Source organism: Streptomyces sp. NPDC047515, from assembly GCF_040643055.1.
Lineage (GTDB): Bacteria > Actinomycetota > Actinomycetes > Streptomycetales > Streptomycetaceae > Streptomyces.
On the sequence record NZ_JBEYTM010000012.1, the window covers coordinates 63,326 to 81,116 of the forward strand.

At 71.6% G+C, this 17,791-nt stretch carries 15 protein-coding genes; 3 read left to right on the forward strand and 12 right to left on the reverse strand.

Annotation, left to right across the window (positions count from 1 at the left end; translation table 11 throughout):
- Positions 1-38: 38 nt before the first annotated feature.
- The 5 genes from ABZ826_RS13040 to ABZ826_RS13060 form a co-directional block, all read right to left on the reverse strand.
- Entirely contained in the window at positions 39-1,556 is a 1,518-nt protein-coding gene (locus tag ABZ826_RS13040) for an APC family permease (RefSeq protein ID WP_361446441.1), read from the reverse strand.
- 287 nt (positions 1,557-1,843) lie between these two features.
- Entirely contained in the window at positions 1,844-3,193 is a 1,350-nt protein-coding gene (locus tag ABZ826_RS13045) for an aspartate aminotransferase family protein (RefSeq protein WP_361446443.1), read from the reverse strand.
- 14 nt (positions 3,194-3,207) lie between these two features.
- Positions 3,208-4,545: an ArgE/DapE family deacylase gene (locus ABZ826_RS13050; RefSeq protein ID WP_361446445.1), complete on the reverse strand. Its 1,338-nt coding sequence runs from the start codon at positions 4,543-4,545 to the stop codon at positions 3,208-3,210.
- Complete coding sequence (locus ABZ826_RS13055) at positions 4,542-6,014, reverse strand: aldehyde dehydrogenase (RefSeq protein ID WP_361446447.1); 1,473 nt, start codon at positions 6,012-6,014, stop codon at positions 4,542-4,544. The genes ABZ826_RS13050 and ABZ826_RS13055 overlap by 4 nt, the downstream gene beginning before the upstream one ends.
- On the reverse strand, positions 6,011-7,465 hold the full coding sequence (locus ABZ826_RS13060; protein WP_361446448.1) for a cytosine permease: 1,455 nt from the start codon (positions 7,463-7,465) through the stop codon (positions 6,011-6,013). The genes ABZ826_RS13055 and ABZ826_RS13060 overlap by 4 nt, the downstream gene beginning before the upstream one ends.
- A gap of 117 nt (positions 7,466-7,582) precedes the next feature.
- Here ABZ826_RS13060 and ABZ826_RS13065 point away from each other — a divergent pair, with 117 nt between their 5' ends.
- Positions 7,583-8,185 carry a TetR family transcriptional regulator gene (locus ABZ826_RS13065; RefSeq protein ID WP_361446449.1) on the forward strand — a complete coding sequence of 201 codons (603 nt, stop codon included), beginning with the start codon at positions 7,583-7,585 and terminating at the stop codon, positions 8,183-8,185.
- Between the two features lie 96 nt (positions 8,186-8,281).
- On the opposite strand, the gene ABZ826_RS13070 is transcribed toward ABZ826_RS13065, so the two are convergent.
- From ABZ826_RS13070 to ABZ826_RS13095, 6 genes are all read right to left on the reverse strand, one after another.
- Entirely contained in the window at positions 8,282-9,430 is a 1,149-nt protein-coding gene (locus tag ABZ826_RS13070) for a M20 family metallopeptidase (protein WP_361446451.1), read from the reverse strand.
- Positions 9,427-10,104, reverse strand: coding sequence for a DUF1028 domain-containing protein (locus ABZ826_RS13075; RefSeq protein ID WP_361446453.1), 678 nt, complete (start codon positions 10,102-10,104; stop codon positions 9,427-9,429). Before ABZ826_RS13075 ends, ABZ826_RS13070 begins: the two co-directional genes overlap by 4 nt.
- Positions 10,101-10,559: a RidA family protein gene (locus ABZ826_RS13080; RefSeq protein ID WP_361446455.1), complete on the reverse strand. Its 459-nt coding sequence runs from the start codon at positions 10,557-10,559 to the stop codon at positions 10,101-10,103. Before ABZ826_RS13080 ends, ABZ826_RS13075 begins: the two co-directional genes overlap by 4 nt.
- Entirely contained in the window at positions 10,556-12,025 is a 1,470-nt protein-coding gene (locus ABZ826_RS13085; RefSeq protein ID WP_361446457.1) for a 4-hydroxyphenylacetate 3-hydroxylase family protein, read from the reverse strand. The genes ABZ826_RS13080 and ABZ826_RS13085 overlap by 4 nt, the downstream gene beginning before the upstream one ends.
- 28 nt (positions 12,026-12,053) lie before the next feature.
- Positions 12,054-12,629: a flavin reductase family protein gene (locus ABZ826_RS13090; protein ID WP_361446459.1), complete on the reverse strand. Its 576-nt coding sequence runs from the start codon at positions 12,627-12,629 to the stop codon at positions 12,054-12,056.
- A gap of 140 nt (positions 12,630-12,769) precedes the next feature.
- Entirely contained in the window at positions 12,770-13,678 is a 909-nt protein-coding gene (locus ABZ826_RS13095) for a LysR family transcriptional regulator (protein WP_361446461.1), read from the reverse strand.
- Between the two features lie 161 nt (positions 13,679-13,839).
- On the opposite strand from ABZ826_RS13095, the gene ABZ826_RS13100 reads away from it, so the two are divergent.
- Positions 13,840-15,330, forward strand: a complete 1,491-nt coding sequence (locus ABZ826_RS13100) for a cytosine permease (RefSeq protein ID WP_361446463.1) — start codon at positions 13,840-13,842, stop codon at positions 15,328-15,330.
- A 106-nt stretch (positions 15,331-15,436) separates the two neighbouring features.
- On the opposite strand, the gene ABZ826_RS13105 is transcribed toward ABZ826_RS13100, so the two are convergent.
- Positions 15,437-16,756 (reverse strand): MFS transporter, encoded by a 1,320-nt coding sequence (locus ABZ826_RS13105; protein WP_361446465.1) that lies wholly within the window; start codon positions 16,754-16,756, stop codon positions 15,437-15,439.
- Positions 16,757-16,986: 230 nt separating this feature from the next.
- On the opposite strand from ABZ826_RS13105, the gene ABZ826_RS13110 reads away from it, so the two are divergent.
- The gene (locus ABZ826_RS13110) at positions 16,987-17,748 is read left to right on the forward strand and encodes a phosphoglyceromutase (protein ID WP_361446467.1); all 762 of its coding nucleotides are present in this window, start codon (positions 16,987-16,989) and stop codon (positions 17,746-17,748) included.
- Positions 17,749-17,791 lie beyond the last annotated feature (43 nt).

The following is a 17,791-nucleotide window of genomic DNA, read 5'->3' on the forward strand; positions in this document are numbered from 1 at the left end:
GCCCTCGTGTGCGGACGCGGTGCCGGGGGCGGCCCGTTTCAGACCGTGAGCGGTTTTGGGGCCCGGCGTCTGCGGGCCACCGCGTGACCCGCCGTACCGATCAGCAGCAGGGCCACCACCGTGCCCAGCGTGAAGCCCTCGAACGTGAGCCGGGAGACGCCCCAGAGGGCGTGGAAGTCGTAGCCGATGCCGAGCACCGACTCCAGCGTCCCGGGAAACAGCGCCGACCACGACCCCACCAGGATCCAGCCGTAGACGAGCGCCGCGCAGCACATGAACCCCGCGGTGCCGAACGGCACCCGGTACGGGCGGGCCACGTCGCCGTGCCGCACCCGCAGCGCCACCAGCGCCGGGATGATCGCCAGGTAGGACAGCAGCAGCGTGGTCACGGCGACCGTGAGGACGACGCCGAAGACCGCCGCCGCATCCCCGGCCGCCAGCCGCATCGCGGCGAGCATGAAGAGCGTCGCGATCACTCCGGAGAGCAGATTGGTGCGGACCGGGGTACCGAGCGTGGGGTGGAAGGCGCCCAGCGAACGGCTGAAGAAGCCGCCGTCGGCCGCGGCCATCGCCTGCATCCGGTCGCTGACGATCATCCAGGCGCTGCCCTGGGTGAGCAGGGCGAAGACGAACATCACGGCGACCGTGGTCAGGACCGCGCCGCTCGCCGGCCCGTACACCCCGAAGACCATCCTGGCGCCCTCCATGAAGCCGCCGATGCCGGTGACCTGCCCGGCGGGGACGACGGCCAGGATCGCGAAGACGGGGAGCAGGTAGCAGGCCGCGGCGATCAGCGCGGAGCGGCCGAGCGCCACGGGTACGTCGCGTTGCGGGTCATGCATCTCCTCCCCCGCCGCGTTGGGCGCCTCGAAGCCGACGTACGCGAAGAGCAGTACGGGGACGAGCGCCAGGAAACCCGCGGTGGTGGGCGAGAAGGAGGCGCTGTCCAGGCCACGGAAGCCGTGCCCGATGCCGTAGGCGACCGCGGTCGCCGTGAACAGGACGAGGGCGAGGACCTTCACCGCGGCCCCCGCCGTGGTGATCCACTTGCCGCGGCGCAGTGAGACGACGGCCGTCAGGATCGCGATCCAGATGAAGAGCAGCTTGAACGCGTAGTCGGCGAAGGTGCCCTGCCCGAGGTGGAAGACGAAGCCGTCCCAGGTCTCGGCGGCGAGGAAGACCAGGGAGCCGCCGAGCCAGATCGGGTTGGTGACCCAGTAGAAGAGCGTGGTGACGGCGGCGGGCAGCCGGCCGAAGGCCCGCTTCACCCACACGTACGGGCCGCCCTCCTGCGGAAACGCGGCACCGGTCTCGGCGAACAGCAGCGCGTACGGGATCAGGAAGAAGACGGCGATCGCGGCGGTCCAGGTGACCGCCTCGCCCCCGCCGGTGGCGATCTGCCCGACGGTGTCGAACGAGATGACGGCGGCCACGCCCATCGCCATGATGTCGAACCTGCGGAGGCTGCGGTGGAGATGGGGGGTGGAGGCGGAGACGGAAGTGGCGGTGGGGGCGGGGGCGGGGGACGCCGGGGCGGGTGGCGGGTTGTCGGGCACGGTCGGTCCTCGGGGGTGGGACGGGCAGGGACGTACGTACGCGTGCGGAGGCAAGTGGGGGCGCGGATGGGTGCGGGCGCCGTCACGGGTAGGGGACGCCCCTGCCCATGACGGCCCGTGACGGGGCGCCGGGCCGGGCCCCGCACCTCAGAGCCTGTCGGGCGTCGGCGAGGCCGAACGGGGCTCGGCCGGGATGGGGCCGGGGTCCTTCGTTCCGGATAGGGCCGGGTCGGTGCCGGGCCCCCAGGACACGGCCTGGAGCCTGGCACCGACCCGGACGAGAAACCCTAGGCCCTGATCTCGCCCGAGGGGGACGTCCGCTCCAGGACCGAGCGCAGTGCCGCCGCCACCTCCTTCGTCTCCTCCTCCGTGATGATCAGCGGCGGGGAGAGCACCAGACTGTGCGCGGAGTCGCGGACGATGACACCGCTCTCGCGACGGATCACGTCATGCGGCATCCGGGCCGGGTCCAGCGGCAGCGGGGTGCGGGAGTCCCGGTCGGTGACCAGCTCGACGGCGAGCATCATGCCGACGGAGCGGATCTCACCGACGATCGGCAGATCGCCCAGCTGGGCCTGCAGTTCGGCGTGGAGGTGGGCGCCCATGGTGACGGCGCGGCCGAGCAGCCCCTCGCGTTCGATGATGTCGAGGTTGGCCAGGGCGACCGCGGCGGCGACCGGGTGGCCGTTGTACGTGTAGCCCATCGGGAAGCCGTGGTCGAGGAGCAGGGCCTCGGCGACCTTGTCCGCGACCAGGAGCGCGCCGAGCGGGGTGTAGCCGGAGGTGATGCCCTTGGCGGTGGTGATGATGTCGGGGACGACACCGAAGTGCTTGGCGGCGAACCACTCGCCGACCCGTCCGTACGCGGTGACGACCTCGTCGAAGATCAGCAGGATACCGCGGCGGTCCAGGACCTCGCGGACGCGCGGCCAGTAGTCGGCCGGGGGCACGAGCATGCCGCCGACGCCCATGATGGGTTCGCCGATCATCGCCGCGATGTTCTCCGGGCCGATCTCGGCGATGCGCTCCTCCAGTTCGCGGATCAGGAAGTCCGTCGGGTCCTCGCCGCCGTACAGCTCGGTGCGGTACGGCCACGGCGGGGTGAGGTGGGAGACGTGCGGCATCATCGGGGCGAACCCCTCGTGGTAGACGGGGAATCCGGTGGCGGAGCCGCCGCCGTAGCCGATGCCGTGGTACGCCTTGTCGCGCGCCAGGATCCAGGTGCGGGACGACTCGCCGCGCCGGTGGTGGTAGTAGCGGGCCATCTTGATGGCCGCCTCGTTGCCCTCGGAGCCGCCCGAGGTGAAGTAGACGTGGTTCAGGCCCTCGGGGGCGAGGGACGCGAGCCGGGCGGCCAGCGCGATGGCCTTGTCGTTGGAGAACTCCCAGAAGCTGGTGAAGTACTCCAGCTGCTTCATCTGGTCGAAGGCGACCTGGGCGATCTCCTCGCGGCCGTGGCCGATCTGGGCCAGCCAGAGGCCGCCCGTGGCGTCGAGGTAGGAACGGCCCTCGGCGTCGGTGAGACGGCAGCCGGTGCCCTCGGTCATGATGACGCGCTCCTCGGCCGTGCCGGGGAGGTAGGGGTGGATGATGTGCGCCCGGTCGGTGGCGGCGAGTGCTGCGTGGCTGGTGGTCATCGTCGTACGTCCTCTCAGACGGCGGGTGCGGGTGCCGGGGTGGTCAGGGTCAGGGCCGCCAGGGCCAGTGCCTTGGCGGTGTCCACCAGGTCGGTGACCTCGATGTACTCGTCGATGGTGTGAAGGGTCGGCGAGCCGTCCGGGCGGGTGGCCGTGGGGCCGAGGCAGACGGCCGGGGTGTTGCCGAGCCGGGTCAGGGTCGCCGCGTCGGTCCAGGAGGGTTCGCCGAGCAGCCTCGGGGTGCGGCCCAGTGCGGTGGCCGACGCGGTGAGGGCGCCGACGAGCGGATGCGCGGAGTCGACCTCGGCGGGCGGGAGTTCGGTGTCCCAGACGAACCGGGGCGGGTGGGCGGTCAGCCAGCCGTCGGCGGCGCAGGCCTCCCGTACCGCCTGTTCGACGTCGTGGCGGACCCTGCTCGCCCAGCCTCCGGCGTCCGCCTGCACGGGCAGGTACGTGATGTCCAGGCCGACTTCGCAGGACGCCGGGTAGGTCACCCACCATTCGCCGCCGTGGATCGTGGTCGGTACGAGGGAGGGCGGGGGCAGCAGGGGGTGGACGTGCGCGGGGTCGTCCGCCCAGCGTTCGCGCAGGCGTTGCAGGGCCACGAGCACGGGAAGCGTCTTCTCGATGGCGTTGACCGCCCCGCCGGTCCGCCAGTCGCCCGGCGGGTACTCGGCGTGCCCGGGGCGGCCGGCGACGGTCAGCGTGCCGCCGAGGATGCCGCGCTGGGCGGTGACCACGTCGAGGTCGGTGGGTTCGGGGACGACCGCGGAGTCGGCCCGTACCCCGTACCCGACCGAGGCGAGGGTCCCCGCGCCGTTCCACTCCTCGTCGGTGGCGGTGTTGATCAGCAGGTCGCCGGGGAGCCGGATGCCGAGAGCGGCCAGCGTCTCCGCGGCGATCACGGCGGCGGCGATACCGCCCTTCATGTCGCAGGTGCCGCGCCCGTACAGCCGTCCGTCGCGCACCTCGGCCCGGAACGGGTCGCTGCTCCACTCCCGGCGGGGCTCCGCCGAGACCACGTCGATGTGGCCGTTGAGGAGCAGCGACCGGCCGCCCCCGGTGCCGGGGAAACGGGCGACGAGCTGCGGACGGCCGTCGAAGCCGAGGCCGGGCGGGGTCTGCGGGGACTCCGGCAGGTCGCCGGGTTTCGGGGTGAAGACGTCCACGGTGGCCCCGGCCGCGCGCAACCGGGCCGCCAGGTAATCCTGGAGGTCGGCCTCGTCGCGGGCGGGTTCGTGGGCGTCGCCGCGCACGGTGGTGTCGAAGCCCACCAGGTCGGCTGTGAGACGGATCAGGTCGTCGGTGCGCCGGTCGATCTCGGCCAGGACATCCGGAGTGGTGGTCGTCATGCGTACACGATCCAGGTCGTCTTGAGGCCGGTGTACTTGTCGAAGGAGTGCGGCGAGAGGTCCCGTCCGAAGCCGGACTGCTTGAACCCTCCGAACGGGGTCGCCGTGCTCAGTGCGTCGACGGTGTTGACGGAGACCGTCCCGGCGTGGAGCGCGTCCGCGACCCGGTGGGCACGGGCCAGATCGCGGGTCCAGACGGAGGCCGCGAGCCCGTACGGGGAGTCGTTGGCGATCCGTACCGCCTGCTCCTCGTCGGTGAACGGCAGCACGGTCAGCACCGGGCCGAAGAGTTCCTCGCGGGCGAGGGGGGCGTCGGGGGCGAGGCCGGTGACGACCGTCGGGTCCAGGTAGGCGCCCGGACGGTCGGGGCGGGTTCCGCCGCAGGCCAGGTCGCCGCCCGACTCCTTCACGGCGGTGAGGATGCGGGCCGCCTGCGCCTCGTCGACGAGCGGGCCGAGGACCGTGGCCGGGTCGAGCGGGTCGCCGGGCGCGTAGGCGGCGGCGTGCTCGACCACCCGCGCGGTGAACTCCTCGGCGATCGCCGCGTCCACCAGGAGCCGGGAGTTGGCGGAGCAGACCTGGCCGGCGTTGTAGAGGAAGCCCCAGGCCGCGCGTTCGGCGGCGGCGTCCAGGTCGGCGTCGGCGAAGACCAGGTTGGGGCTCTTGCCGCCCGCCTCCGGCCAGACCTGCTTCATGTTGGACTCGGCGGCGTACCGCAGGAAGTGCTTGCCGACGGCGGTGGAGCCGGTGAAGACGAGCGTGTCGACGTCCGGGTGCAGTCCGAGCGCCCGCCCGGCCCGCTCGCCGAGGCCCGGGACGACGTTCAGCACACCGTCGGGCAGACCGGCCTCCGCGGCGAGTTCCGCCAGCCGCAGCGCGGAGAGCGGGGACTGCTCGGCGGGTTTGAGGACGACGCTGTTGCCCGCGGCGAGGGCCGGGGCGAGCTTCCAGGCCGCGATGTCGAGGGGGAAGTTCCACGGCACGACCGCACCGACGACGCCGAGCGGCGTCCGGCGCACCAGGGCGAGGTTGCCGGGCGGGGTGGGTGCCACCTCGTCGTACAGCTTGTCGGCGGCCTCCGCGTACCAGGCGAAGCAGCCGGCCGCGCCGGGCACGTCGGTGCCGTACGACTCGGCGATCGGCTTGCCCATGTCGAGGGTGTCGAGCAGGGCCAGTTCGGGTCCGTGGGCCTCGATGAGTTCGCCGAGCCGCAACAGGACCCGCTTGCGCACGGCGGGGTCGGTGCGCGACCAGCGTCCGTCGTCGAAGGAGGTGCGGGCGGCGCGGACGGCGGCGTCGATCTCGGCCGGGCCGCACTCCGCGACATGGGCGGTGGTGGTGCCGGTGGCGGGGTCGACGGTGGCGAAGGCGGCCCGGTCGGCGGCGTCCACGAAACGGCCGTCGACGAAGGCACGGGTACGGGGGACGAGAGCGGCGGCGCGTCGCTGCCAGTCGGCATACGTGTTCATGCGGCGGGTACTCCGGGGGTGGTGGGTGCGGGCACGTCCGAGGGGGTGTTGCGTGCGGTGCGTGCGGTGAGGCGGGCGGCGAGCAGGTAGGCGGGGACGGTGACGACGAGGCCCGCGATCCAGCCGAGGTCGGTGTCGCCGAGGGCGTGGGCGAGCGGCCCGGTGTAGAGGGACTGGGCCATGAACGGGATCTCGGCGAGGATGCCGAGGGCGTACACGGCGAGGGCGGTGACGTTCCACCGGCCGTAGATCCCGCCGTCGCGGGCGAAGAACGACGCCACGTCGTAGTTGCCGTGCCGGACCAGGTAGAAGTCGACGAGGTTGATCGCCGTCCAGGGGATCAGCACGTACTGGAGCACGTAGATCAGGTTCAGGTAGCTGGTCATGAAGGAGTCGGCGAGGGCCAGCGCCAGCACGACGGAGAGCGCGGTGAGCGCGGCCCCGATGACCGCGCGGCCGGTGGCGCGCGGCAGCCAGCGGTGCGCGAAGGTCTGGACGGCGGTGACCGCGCAGAGCACCGCCCCGTACAGGTTCATGGAGTTGGTGAGCATCGTGACGATCGCGAAGCTCCACAGGGTGATCTGGGCGAGGGGAGTGCCCAGGAGGTCCTGCTGGGCGGCGATCGGGTCGGCGCCACCGGCCAGCCCGATGGCCGCGCCGACGGCCATCGGGAGCAGGCTGCCGAGGACACAGCCGGCGTATGTGCACCAGAGGGTGGAGCGGACCCCGGCGCGGTCGGCGGGCATGTAGCGGGAGTAGTCCGAGACGTAGGGGGCGTACGCGATCTGCCACAGCGCGCCGACGGAGACCATGCCGAGGAACCCGGCGAGACTGAACCCGCCCCGGTCGAGGAAGCCGTCCGGCAGTCCGCCGAACAGCAGCCAGGCCGCCCCGGCCAGCTGTACGGCGCCGAAGACCCAGCTGGTGACGGCGCCGATCCGGTGCATCAGGCGGTAGCCGACCACGGCGACGACGAGGCTGACGGCGGCGCCGAGCAGCACCCCGGCGCGTTCGCCGACGGGCGCGACCTGACCGAGCGACTGGGCGCCGACGACCAGGTTGGACGCGAAGAACCCCTGGTACATGACGATGACGACCAGGACGACGGCGAGTGCGCCGACGTAGCCGAACTGGCCGCGGCTCTGGATCATCTGCGGCACCCCGAGCTGCGGCCCCTGCGCCGAGTGCAGCGCCATCAGGAACCCGCCGCCGAGGTGCCCGACGAGCAGGGCGGCCAGGCTCCACCAGAAGGAGAGCCCGAAGGCGGTCGGCGCGAGGGCGCCGGTGACGACCGTGAGCGGGCCGAGGTTCGCGGAGAACCAGATGGTGAACAGGTCGCGGGTGCGGCCGTGCCGTTCGGTGACCGGGACGGCGTCGATGGTGCGCCGCTCCACCACGGGACGGGCCGGTCGATCGGGTCGGGCTGATTCTGTGCTGCTGTTTCCGGTCATCGGGAAACCCTTCGCCGTTCTTTGAAGCTGGATTCAAACAACGGGTTAAGGAGCCGTCAATACCTTGGGCGAGGCCAACTTGCTTTATTTGAACGAAGTAACAGAGAATTAACCGCCATGGGGAGACCGAAGAATCAGGCAGCACGACGGGAGGCCCTCATCGACGCGGCGGGGCGCGCCATCGCCGAGCGAGGGCTGGAAGGTCTGCGGATCAAGGACATCGCCGCCGAGGCCGGAATGTCGGCAGGCTCGGTCCTGTACTACTACCCGGAGATGGACGAGCTGGTGCTGGAGGTGCACCGGGGCGCGGTCGAGCGCTACGTGGCCGCGCGCCACGCGTGCACGGACCCGGTGACCGATTCCGTCGAACGGCTCCGCGCGCTGATCGGCAGCGGGCAGCCGGACGGGGCGGGCGACCCGCAGCACAGCCTGCTGTACGAGCTGCACCGCCGGGCGGAACGCAGCACGGGGCACGCGGCGCTGATGGCATCGCTGTTCGCCCGCGAGGTGGCGCTGTACACGACGGTGCTCGAAGTCGGCGCGGTGGCGGGCGCCTTCACACTCGCGGAGCCGGCGGCCGACGTGGCCCGGAATCTGGTGGCGCTGGAGGACGGGTACGGACTGCACATCGTCAGCCGCAACAGCCGGCTGACGCCGGACGAGGCGCGACGGCTGATCCTGGGGTACGCGCGGGCGGCGACGGGGTGCGCGCAGCTCTGAGCGCGCACCCCGTCACCGCCTTCCCGTCACCGCCCAGGTGTCACCGCCCAGGTGTCACCGCCCGGGTTTCGCGGTCCGTGTGTCACCGCCCGGATTTCACCGCCCCGCGACAAGCCGGGCCCGCTCCTCGTCGTCCGAGGCCACGGACACCGCCGTCAGCGCCATCGCCGTGGCCCCGTCGAGCACCGCGCGGTCCGCCTCGCCGCCCACGCAGTGCGCGGCGAACTCCTTCTGGTGGTTGACCGCGGGCAGCGAGCCGATGCCCAGGTAGGGGTGGATGGCGGGCACCACACGCGACACATTGCCCATGTCGGTCGAGGCCCGGTTCATCCGGGCGGCGGGGGTGCCCGACTCGAAGGTGCGCCCCAGCCCCTCGGCCGTACGCCGGTAATGCGCCAACAGCCCCACGTCGTTGCGGAATTCCGAGTACGGGCGGCTCTCCGGCTCGATCTCCAGCTCGCAGCCCGCCGCCAGCGCGCCCGCCTCGAAGCAGCGCTCGACGCGCGGCTGGAGCTCGGCGAGCTGTTCCAGGGTGTCGGCACGTACGTACCAACGCCCCTCCGTCAGCTCGGGGATGGCGTTCGGGGCCTCGCCGCCGCGCGTCATCATGCCGTGCACCCTGGTCCGGCCGGGGAGCTGCTGGCGCAGCAGTCCGACCGCGACCTGGGCGACCGTGAAGGCGTCGGCGGCGTTGCGGCCCTGCTCGGGATAGGCCGCCGCGTGGGCGGCCTTGCCGTGGTAGCGAACCTTCAGATGGGCAACGGCGAACGGGGCGGCCTCGGCGACGTCGACCGGCCCCGGGTGGACCATCATCGCCGCGTGCACCCCGTCGAAGGCGCCGCGCTCCAGCATCAGGATCTTGCCGCCGCCGCCCTCCTCCGCCGGGGTTCCGAAGACGGTGACCGTCAGGCCCAGGTCGTCGACGACCGGGGCCAGTCCGGCCGCCGCACCGACCGCCGCCGCCGCGATGATGTTGTGTCCGCAGGCGTGGCCGAGGCCGGGCAGCGCGTCGTACTCGGCGCAGATGCCCAGATGGAGCGGCCCGGACCCGAGGGTGGCGGTGAAGGCGGTGGGCAGCCCGGCCGTGCCGGAGCGCACCTCGAAGCCGAGGTCGTTCAGGGCGTACGAGACCCAGCGGGCCGCCTTCTCCTCCTCCCACGCCACCTCGGGGTGGGCGTGGATCCGGTGACTGAGGGCGAGGAGCTGGTCCTCGATCGCGGCGACGGCGGTGCGGACGGGGTTCATTCGTCCCCCGGGACGCCGTACGACGGTGCCTCGTCGGGGGCGAGTGCCCGGCTGACGTAGGCGGACGCCTGCGGCTCCCAGAGCTTCCACAGCGCGGCGAGTTCCGCGATCGGGTCGCCGTCCGTCCAGTCGACGCGGAGGTCGGTCACCGGCCAGGCGACCCGGTCGACGACGAGCAGGCCGGCCGAACGGACCGGGCCCTCCTCGCCACCCGCCGCCGCCCCGGCGCTCAGCGCGTCGACGAGGCGCCGCCCCAGCGGGGCGGCCGGGTCGGCGGCGAAGGCGTCGAGCACGGCCTGCGGGACACCGGGGCCGGACAGGAGGTTCCCGGCGGCGACGGCGTCCGGGCCGACGGCCTGCGCGTACTGTCCCAACGCCCGCGCCCCGGAGTGCGCGGCGGCCGGGCCGTCCGGCCCGATGGCGGTCAACTGCCGGTAATCAATGGTGCTTTCGGAGTCGACGACGCTCCGGATCGCCGCGGCCGGGGAGCTGCCCGCCGCCAGCAGGTCGAGCAGCCGGGTGCCGAGCCGCGGATCGGTGACGTTCTGCGAGCAGACCGCCCCGACGCCCGCCCGCACATGTGCGCATCGCGCGGCCACGGCGGGCGAGGAGGAGGTGACGGCGACGCCGAACTGTCCGGTACGGGTGCAGCGGGCGGCGATGGAGAAGGTCACGCGCCGGCCTCCTGCCGCCGGGCCGCCGCCTCGGCCCGCCGCTCGGCCGGGATCACCGCGGTGGCGTCGATCTCGACCAGCCACTCCGGGCGGGCCAGCGCCGAGACGACCAGCCCGGTGGAGACGTAGTGGACGCCCTTCAGCCACCGGCCCATGGTCCGGTAGACGGGCTCGCGGTAGCGGATGTCCGTCAGATAGACGGTGATCTTGACGATCTCGTCGAGCCGGCTGCCGCACTCCTCCAGCAGCATCGCGATGTTCGCCATGGCCTTCTCGGCCTGGGCCGCCACGTCGCCGACGCCGACGCTCTCGCGGGTGTCGAGGTCCTGGCCGATCTGGCCGCGCAGATAGACGGTGCCGTCGGCGACGACGGCCTGCGCGAGATCGTTGGAGAGGTCCTGCTCGGGGTACGTGTCGGCGGTGTTGAAGCAGCGGATGCGGTCGTGGACGGTCACTTTCCACGCCCCAGCGAACCGAGGACGTTGTCCGAGAGCCCGGCCGCGTCCTTGACCAGGTCGAGCGGGCCGTCCCAGTCGAAGTTGCGGTAGACGGCGCCCAGGTGCGCGAAGGGCGGGGACTGGGCGAAGAGCTGGAAGGTCAGCCGGTGGCCCGCGTAGTCGGAGTTCAGCAGGTCACGGGCGTACGCGAGGAGCTTGCGGCGGTCCTCGGCGACCCAGTGCTCGTTGATCGAGTAGAACTTGTCCAGCCACGGCTTGGTGTCCGGGTGGTCGAAGGACGCCTTGTCCGGGGTGATGCAGATCTGGCCGCCGCACAGCTCTCGGGCGATGTGCATCATCTCGTGCAGCTGCGAGCAGGCCAGTACGCGGCCGGTGTAGAGCAGCGACTGGTTCGGCATGAGCAGCCCGCCGGGGCTGGGCTCCGCCATCGCGATCGCCGCGCTGAGATGGGCGTTGATGCCTTCGCGGTAGCAGGCGAGGGTGGCCAGCTTCTCCTGGACGGCCTGCTGCTTCTCCAGACCGGTCTGCTTCACGTTCCACAGCGCGGCGCCGATCATCAGGTCCGCGAGCCGCAGATTGCGCTGGGTGAAGGCGAAGGCGCTGTAGCGGTGCAGGGTGGCGCGGATGAAGGTGGCCGCCTTGGTGTCCCGGTAGAACAGCACGTTCTCCCAGGGGATCTCGACATCGTCGAAGACGACCAGGGTGTCGACCTCGTCGAAGCGGTTGGAGACCGGGTAGTCCTCGATCGGCTTGGCGCCGGCGAAGCCCGTACGGCAGATGTACTTCAGGCCCGGCGCACCCATGTCGAGCATGAACCCGAGGGCGTAGTCGGAGAGTTCGGAGTCGCCCCAGTTGGCGATGGTCGGCTTGGTGAACGCCTGGTTGGAGTAGGCGGCGGCCGTCTCGTACTTGGCGCCGCGCACCACGATGCCGTTGTCCGTCTCCCGTACGACGTGCAGCAGCATGTCCGGGTCCTGGTCCTGGGGGCGCTTGGAGCGGTCGCCCTTCGGGTCGGTGTTGGCGGAGACGTGGAAGGGGTCGCCGAAGCAGGCCAGGTCGATGTGGCGCTTGACGTTCTCGGCGTAGGTGGGGTTGATCGCGTTCAGCACGTCCTGGCCGTCGATGAGCGACCAGACCTCGCCGATCGTCTCGTCGCCGACGCGGGTGACGACACCGCCGACGTCGCTGAGCACGGCGTCGGTGGCGGCGCGCTTGGCGTCCCAGTCCTCGCGGGTGCGCGGCGGCTTCTGCTGTACGGCGTTGACCTCACCGGTCTCCGGGTCGGTGTACGTCATGGTGTCCCGGGTCTCCGGGTCGTGGGCCATGTCGTAGATCCGGGCGCGGATGTCGACGAGCGGCTCGAAGGCGGGGTGCGCGGGGACGTCCGCCACCTTCTCGCCGTTGATCCAGACGTCTCGGCCGTCGCGGATCGACTCCCGGTACTGCTCTCCGGTGCGGATCATCTCCGTACTCCTTCTTCGGTGCGGGTGGTCACAGGGGGCGGTGCGCGCCGTAGGTGCGGGCGTGGTGGACGAGCGGCCGGTCCGACGTCGAGACGGTGCTGGCGGTGACGGCGCCGAAGAGGACCCGGTGAGTACCGGAGACCACGGCGTCGGTGAGGTGGCAGTCGAAGACGGCCGCGGCGTCGCGCAGCAGCGGCGAGCCGGTGTCGAGGGTCTGCCAGTCGGCGCAGTCGAAGTCGTACGGGGCGTGGCCCGTGCCGGGGGCGGGCCGCCCGGCGAAGACGTCGGAGACATGGGCCTGGCCGAGGCTGAGGATGCTGACGCCGAAGTGGCCGTTGCGGACGGCGGCCGCGGCGAGCGGGCTGCGCTCGTTGACGCAGACGAGGAGCGACGGCGGATCGGCGGTGACGGAGCACATGGCGCTCACGGTCTGCGCGAAGCGACCGGCCGGTCCTTCGGTCGTGACGACGGTGACACCGGTCGCGGCATTGCCCATCGCGGCGATGAAGTCGGCGCGGGCGGCGCGGGCGGTCGTGCGCTCCCGCCCCGCGAAGTCGGCGCGGGCGGTGGCCGGTTGGACCGGGTGGTGCGGAGCGATCGTCATGGGCTGCGGCCTCCCCTGGAGTGTGCGGTCCTAGTGGTGGACCACTATGGGAGAGCAGCGAACTATCCGTAAAGCTGATCTTTTTGCTCCATTGCATCGATTTTCCAGATGCAGCACTTTCGCGGCCCTGCCACCTGCGCTCAGGCCCGCAACGCCTCTCGGCAGACGGCGGCGAAGGCCTGCGCCCGCCCGGTCAGCCGGACACCGCGCAGCTTCGCGAGGACCAGCGGCAGCGCGGGCAGATGGTCGGCGAGCGGCAGGTCGACGACCCGGGCTCCGTCGTACGTACGGTCGTGCGCCGGGCGCTGGTTGAGCAGCGCCCAGCCGTGCCCGGCCGCGACCAGCGCGCGCACGGTCTCGTAGCTCTTGGTCCGGTGGCGCACCCGCGGCTCACCGCCCGCCTTGGCCACGACCGACTGGAAGTAGTCCCGGCTGACCGGCAGGTCGAGCAGGATCATCGGCTCCTCGGCCAGGTCCGCGAGGCGCGCGGAACCACTGTCGGCCAGCCGGTGCCCCTCCGGGACCAGGGCGTACGGCGGGGCCATCGCCAGCACCTCGCGCTCGATGTCGGCGTCCAGATCGAGGTCGTACAGCAGCGCCAGCTCGCACTCCCCGGTGCGCAGGCTCTCCTGCATCGCGGGGGTGTCGCCCTCGTGCACCTCGATCCGCACCGCGGGATGGCTCTCGGCGAACTGCCGCAGCAGACGCGGGAGATAGAACGGCGCCAGGGTCTGGAAACAGCCCACGGCCAGCTCGCCGAACAGGTCCGAGCCGAGGCTGCGGGCGGATTCGGCGAGCTCGTCGGCATGGGTCAGAAAGCCGCGCAGCTCGTGCAGGAACCGCTCCCCCGCCCCGGTCAGCGACAGCCCCTTGGCATGCCGGCGGATCAGCAGCTGCACCCCGAGCTCCCGCTCCAGATGGGTGACCGCCGTCGACACCGCCGACTGCGACACATTGATGCGCTGCGCGGCGGCGGTCATGGAGCCGAGCTCGGCGGCGGCGAGGAAGTACCGGAGCTGTACGAGGGTGAAGTTCGCGTCCTTGGCCATGACCGGATTCTGCGCCCTGCCGAACGGCATTGCATCAAGAAATCCGATGTAACCGCGTCGAAATCACTATTTGACCACTGGCTGAAACCGTTCGAGACTCACCGACCACCCGCACCTGTCCGCCATGGAGTCCTTCTCACCCCCGTCCCCAGGGAGTCCGCATGCCCGGTCCCGAAGAGCCCGCAGCCGCTTCCGCTGCCACCACCACCGCCACCGCGGCCGCCACCGCGGCCGCCGTGGAACAGCACACGATCGACCACGTCCCGGACAGCGAACGGCACGGCCGTGTCAAGGACTTGTTCACGATGTGGTTCGGCACGAACATCGCCCCGCTGCCGCTGGTGACCGGCGCCATGGGGGTGCAGGTCTTCCACCAGTCCTTCTGGTCGAGCGTGCTCGCGATCGTGGTCGGCCAGCTCGTCGGCGGCGTCTTCATGGCGCTGCACTCGGCGCAGGGCCCCCGGCTGGGCGTGCCGCAGATGATCCAGAGCCGGGCGCAGTTCGGCGCGATCGGCGCCCTGCTGATCGTGGTCGTCGCGGCGGCGATGTACATCGGCTTCTTCGCGTCGAACATCGTGCTCGCGGGGAAGTCGCTGCACGGCCTCGCGCCCGGCGTACCGGTCGACGCGGGCATCGTGCTGGGCGCGCTCGGCTCGGCGGTGATCTGCTGGATCGGCTACCGGCTGATCCACACCCTGAACAAGGTCGCGACCTGGGTGCTGGGCATCGGCATCGTCGCCGGCCTGGCGGTCGTGGTCGCGCGCGGACTGCCGGACGACTTCTTCACGCGCGGCGGCTTCACCTTCGCGGGCTGGCTGGCGACGGTCTCGCTGAGCGCCCTGTGGCAGCTGGCCTTCGCCCCGTACGTCTCCGACTACTCGCGCTACCTGCCGCGCATGGTCCGCACCTCGGCCACCTTCTGGGCCACCTACTGGGGCTCCTGTCTGGGCTCGACCCTGCCGTTCCTGGCGGGCACGGTGATCGGGCTGGCCGCCCCCGGCACGGACGACACGGTGGCGGGCTTCGACAGCGCGGCGGGCGGTTTCGGCCCGGTCATCCTGCTGCTCTTCCTCTTCAGCGTGATCAACCACAACGCGCTGAACCTGTACGGAGCGGTGCTCTCGCTCATCACGATCGGCCAGACCTTCCGCACCGCCTGGCAGCCTCGCCAGACGGCGCGCGGCGCGGTGTCGGCCGTGGTGCTGGTGGCCGCGCTGCTGATCGCGGTCGGCCTGGCCGGCGACTTCGTCTCGCACTTCGTGAACCTGGTACTGGTGCTGCTGATCGTTCTCGTCCCGTGGACGGCGATCAACCTGATCGACTTCTACCTGGTGCACCGAGGCCGCTACGCGCTCGAAGACCTCTTCCTCCCGGACGGCGGACGGTACGGCCGCTTCAACACGGTGGCGTTGGTCTCGTACGCGATCGGCATCGTCGTCCAGCTCCCGTTCGTCGCCACGTCGCTGTACACCGGCCCACTGGTCGAACCGCTGGGCGGCGCGGACCTGTCGTGGCTGGTCGGCCTGGTGGTGACGGCGCCGGTGTACTACTTCTGGGCGCGGAGCCGGGAAGAGGGCGGCGAGCGGCCCTCCGTACCGCGGCAGCAGGAGTCGCCGGTCGCGACAGCCGGCGCGGCGAGCACGGCCCCGTAACCGCGAGCGGCAGGACGGGCCGGGGCGGCCGCGCGACAACCGCGCGGCCGCCCCGGCCCGTCCCGTCCGTTTCGCTGAGCCCCGCCCCGGCCCGCCTCGTCCGGTCTCAGCCCGCCGGTTCGACGGAAGGCTCGGCCCCGGCCCCGGCAGGGACACCACTCCCCTCGCCCCCGCCACTCTCCGCCGCCCGGCCGCCGCTCCCGGAGGCCGCCCCGTCCCCCGGCAGATTCCGCATCAGCAGCCAGTACCCGAGCGCGGCCCCGGTCCCCAGGACGGCGCAGGTCCCCCACAGCCACTCCGCGCCGAAGCGGTCGATCACCACACCCGACATCAGTGGTGCGATCAACGCCGCCGCGGACCAGGACATCGTGTACATGCCTTGATAGCGGCCGCGGCCCTGGGTCGGCGAGAGCCGGACCACGAGACCGGTCTGGATCGGCGAGTTGACGATCTCGGCGACCGTCCAGACGCAGATGGTCAGCGCGTACACGGCGACCGACCCGGCGAACGCGGTGAGCCCGAATCCGTACCCCGCCAGCAGCGACGACACGATGAGCAGCCGGCGCGGATCGCGGTGCTGGATGAAGCGGGTGACCGGGATCTGGAGCACCACGATCAGCACGCCGTTGACGGCGACGGCGGTACCGAAGTCGGAGCTGGAGAACCCGTCCGCCCCCATGGCCACCGGCAGCCCCACGTACCCCTGCTGGAAGATCAGGGCGATGACGAAGGACAGCCCCACCACGCTCATGAACCGCCCGTCGCGCAGCACGGTGGAGAGCCGGACCTCGTCCGCACCGCCTGCCGCGCGCTCGGGCACCGCCGCCTTCTCGGGCCTCGACTCGGGCACCTTCATGAAGACGACGAGGGCGCAGGCCAGGGTCATCGCGGCCTCGCCGAGGAACCCGGCGAGATAGCTGTACTCGGCGACGAACCCGGCCCCCGCGGAGGAGACGGCGAAGCCGAGGTTGATCGCCCAGTAATTGAGCGAGAAGGCCCGCACCCGGTCCTCGGGCCGGACGATGTCGGCCATCATCGCCTGCACGGCGGGCCGCGAGGCGTTGCTGGCCATGCCGACGACGAAGGCGACGGCCGCGATGGCCACCGGATGGACCATGAACCCGAGGACGGCCACGGACGCGGCGGTGGAGCTCTGCGCGATGAGCATGGTGGGCCGACGGCCCAGCCGGTCGGTCATCACCCCCGCCCCGAGCGAGGAGACGACCCCGCCGAGCCCGTGCAGCGCGGCGACCAGGCCGGCGTACGAGGCGGAGTAGCCCCGGTCCAGAGTCAGGTAGAGCGCCATGAACGTGGCGACGAACCCGCCGAGGCGGTTGACCAGCGTGCTGGTCCACAGCCACCAGAACTCCCTGGGGAGACCGGACACGGACTCGTGTGCGGCCCGTCTGAGACCGGCGACAGACATTCGGGATCCCCCCAGGGAAGTACGGAACGAGCACCGCCGGTAAGAGGCCCGATGGCTATCCGAACATTACGAATCCCGAATCGCGGTCCGCCAGTCAATTGACGCCGCTCGTCAATCGTCCCGGCCCGAGGCAGGCCTGGACACCCCTCACCCGCCCCACCCGTCCGCCGCCTGTCCGCCTTGTGACCGGCCCGCGCAGCGCCCGTACGGCTTCGATTACGCTCGGGGCCATGGCCGACGCACCGTACAAGCTGATCCTCCTCCGCCACGGCGAGAGCGAATGGAACGCGAAGAACCTGTTCACCGGTTGGGTGGACGTCAACCTCACCGAGAAGGGCGAGAAGGAGGCAGTCCGCGGCGGTGAGCTGCTCAAGGACGCCGGTCTGCTCCCCGATGTCCTGCACACCTCCCTCCAGAAGCGCGCCATCCGCACCGCGCAGTTCGCGCTGGAAGCCGCGGACCGCCACTGGATCCCCGTCCACCGCTCCTGGCGGCTGAACGAGCGCCACTACGGCGCCCTGCAGGGCAAGGACAAGGCGCAGACGCTCGCCGAGTTCGGCGAGGAGCAGTTCATGCTGTGGCGCCGCTCGTACGACACCCCGCCGCCCGCCCTGGAGGACGGCACCGAGTTCTCGCAGAGCGACGACCCGCGCTACGCGACGATCCCGCCGGAGCTGCGCCCGCGCACCGAGTGCCTCAAGGACGTCGTGGTCCGCATGCTGCCGTACTGGTACGACGGCATCGTCCCGGACCTCCTGGCCGGCCGCACGGTCCTGGTCGCCGCCCACGGCAACAGCCTCCGCGCCCTGGTCAAGCACCTCGACGGCATCTCCGACGCCGACATCGCGGGCCTGAACATCCCCACCGGCATCCCGCTCGCCTACGAGCTGGACGCCGACTTCCGCCCGATCAAGCCGGGCGGCACCTACCTCGACCCGGACGCGGCGAAGGCCGCGATCGAGGCCGTGAAGAACCAGGGCAAGAAGAAGTAACCCTGCCTGGCCGAGGCTCCTACCTGCGGGTCGACCGTTGGTA

Bases quoted from the DNA above. Each gene is read 5' to 3' on its own strand.
- ABZ826_RS13045 (WP_361446443.1), bottom strand. From the start codon at position 3,193: ATGACCACCAGCCACGCAGCACTCGCCGCCACCGACCGGGCGCACATC.
- ABZ826_RS13095 (WP_361446461.1), bottom strand. From the start codon at position 13,678: ATGGCCAAGGACGCGAACTTCACCCTCGTACAGCTCCGGTACTTCCTC.
- ABZ826_RS13050 (WP_361446445.1), bottom strand. From the start codon at position 4,545: ATGACGACCACCACTCCGGATGTCCTGGCCGAGATCGACCGGCGCACC.
- ABZ826_RS13090 (WP_361446459.1), bottom strand. From the start codon at position 12,629: ATGACGATCGCTCCGCACCACCCGGTCCAACCGGCCACCGCCCGCGCC.
- ABZ826_RS13085 (WP_361446457.1), bottom strand. From the start codon at position 12,025: ATGATCCGCACCGGAGAGCAGTACCGGGAGTCGATCCGCGACGGCCGA.
- ABZ826_RS13110 (WP_361446467.1), top strand. From the start codon at position 16,987: ATGGCCGACGCACCGTACAAGCTGATCCTCCTCCGCCACGGCGAGAGC.
- ABZ826_RS13055 (WP_361446447.1), bottom strand. From the start codon at position 6,014: ATGAACACGTATGCCGACTGGCAGCGACGCGCCGCCGCTCTCGTCCCC.
- ABZ826_RS13060 (WP_361446448.1), bottom strand. From the start codon at position 7,465: ATGACCGGAAACAGCAGCACAGAATCAGCCCGACCCGATCGACCGGCC.
- ABZ826_RS13065 (WP_361446449.1), top strand. From the start codon at position 7,583: ATGGGGAGACCGAAGAATCAGGCAGCACGACGGGAGGCCCTCATCGAC.
- ABZ826_RS13105 (WP_361446465.1), bottom strand. From the start codon at position 16,756: ATGTCTGTCGCCGGTCTCAGACGGGCCGCACACGAGTCCGTGTCCGGT.
- ABZ826_RS13100 (WP_361446463.1), top strand. From the start codon at position 13,840: ATGCCCGGTCCCGAAGAGCCCGCAGCCGCTTCCGCTGCCACCACCACC.
- ABZ826_RS13070 (WP_361446451.1), bottom strand. From the start codon at position 9,430: ATGAACCCCGTCCGCACCGCCGTCGCCGCGATCGAGGACCAGCTCCTC.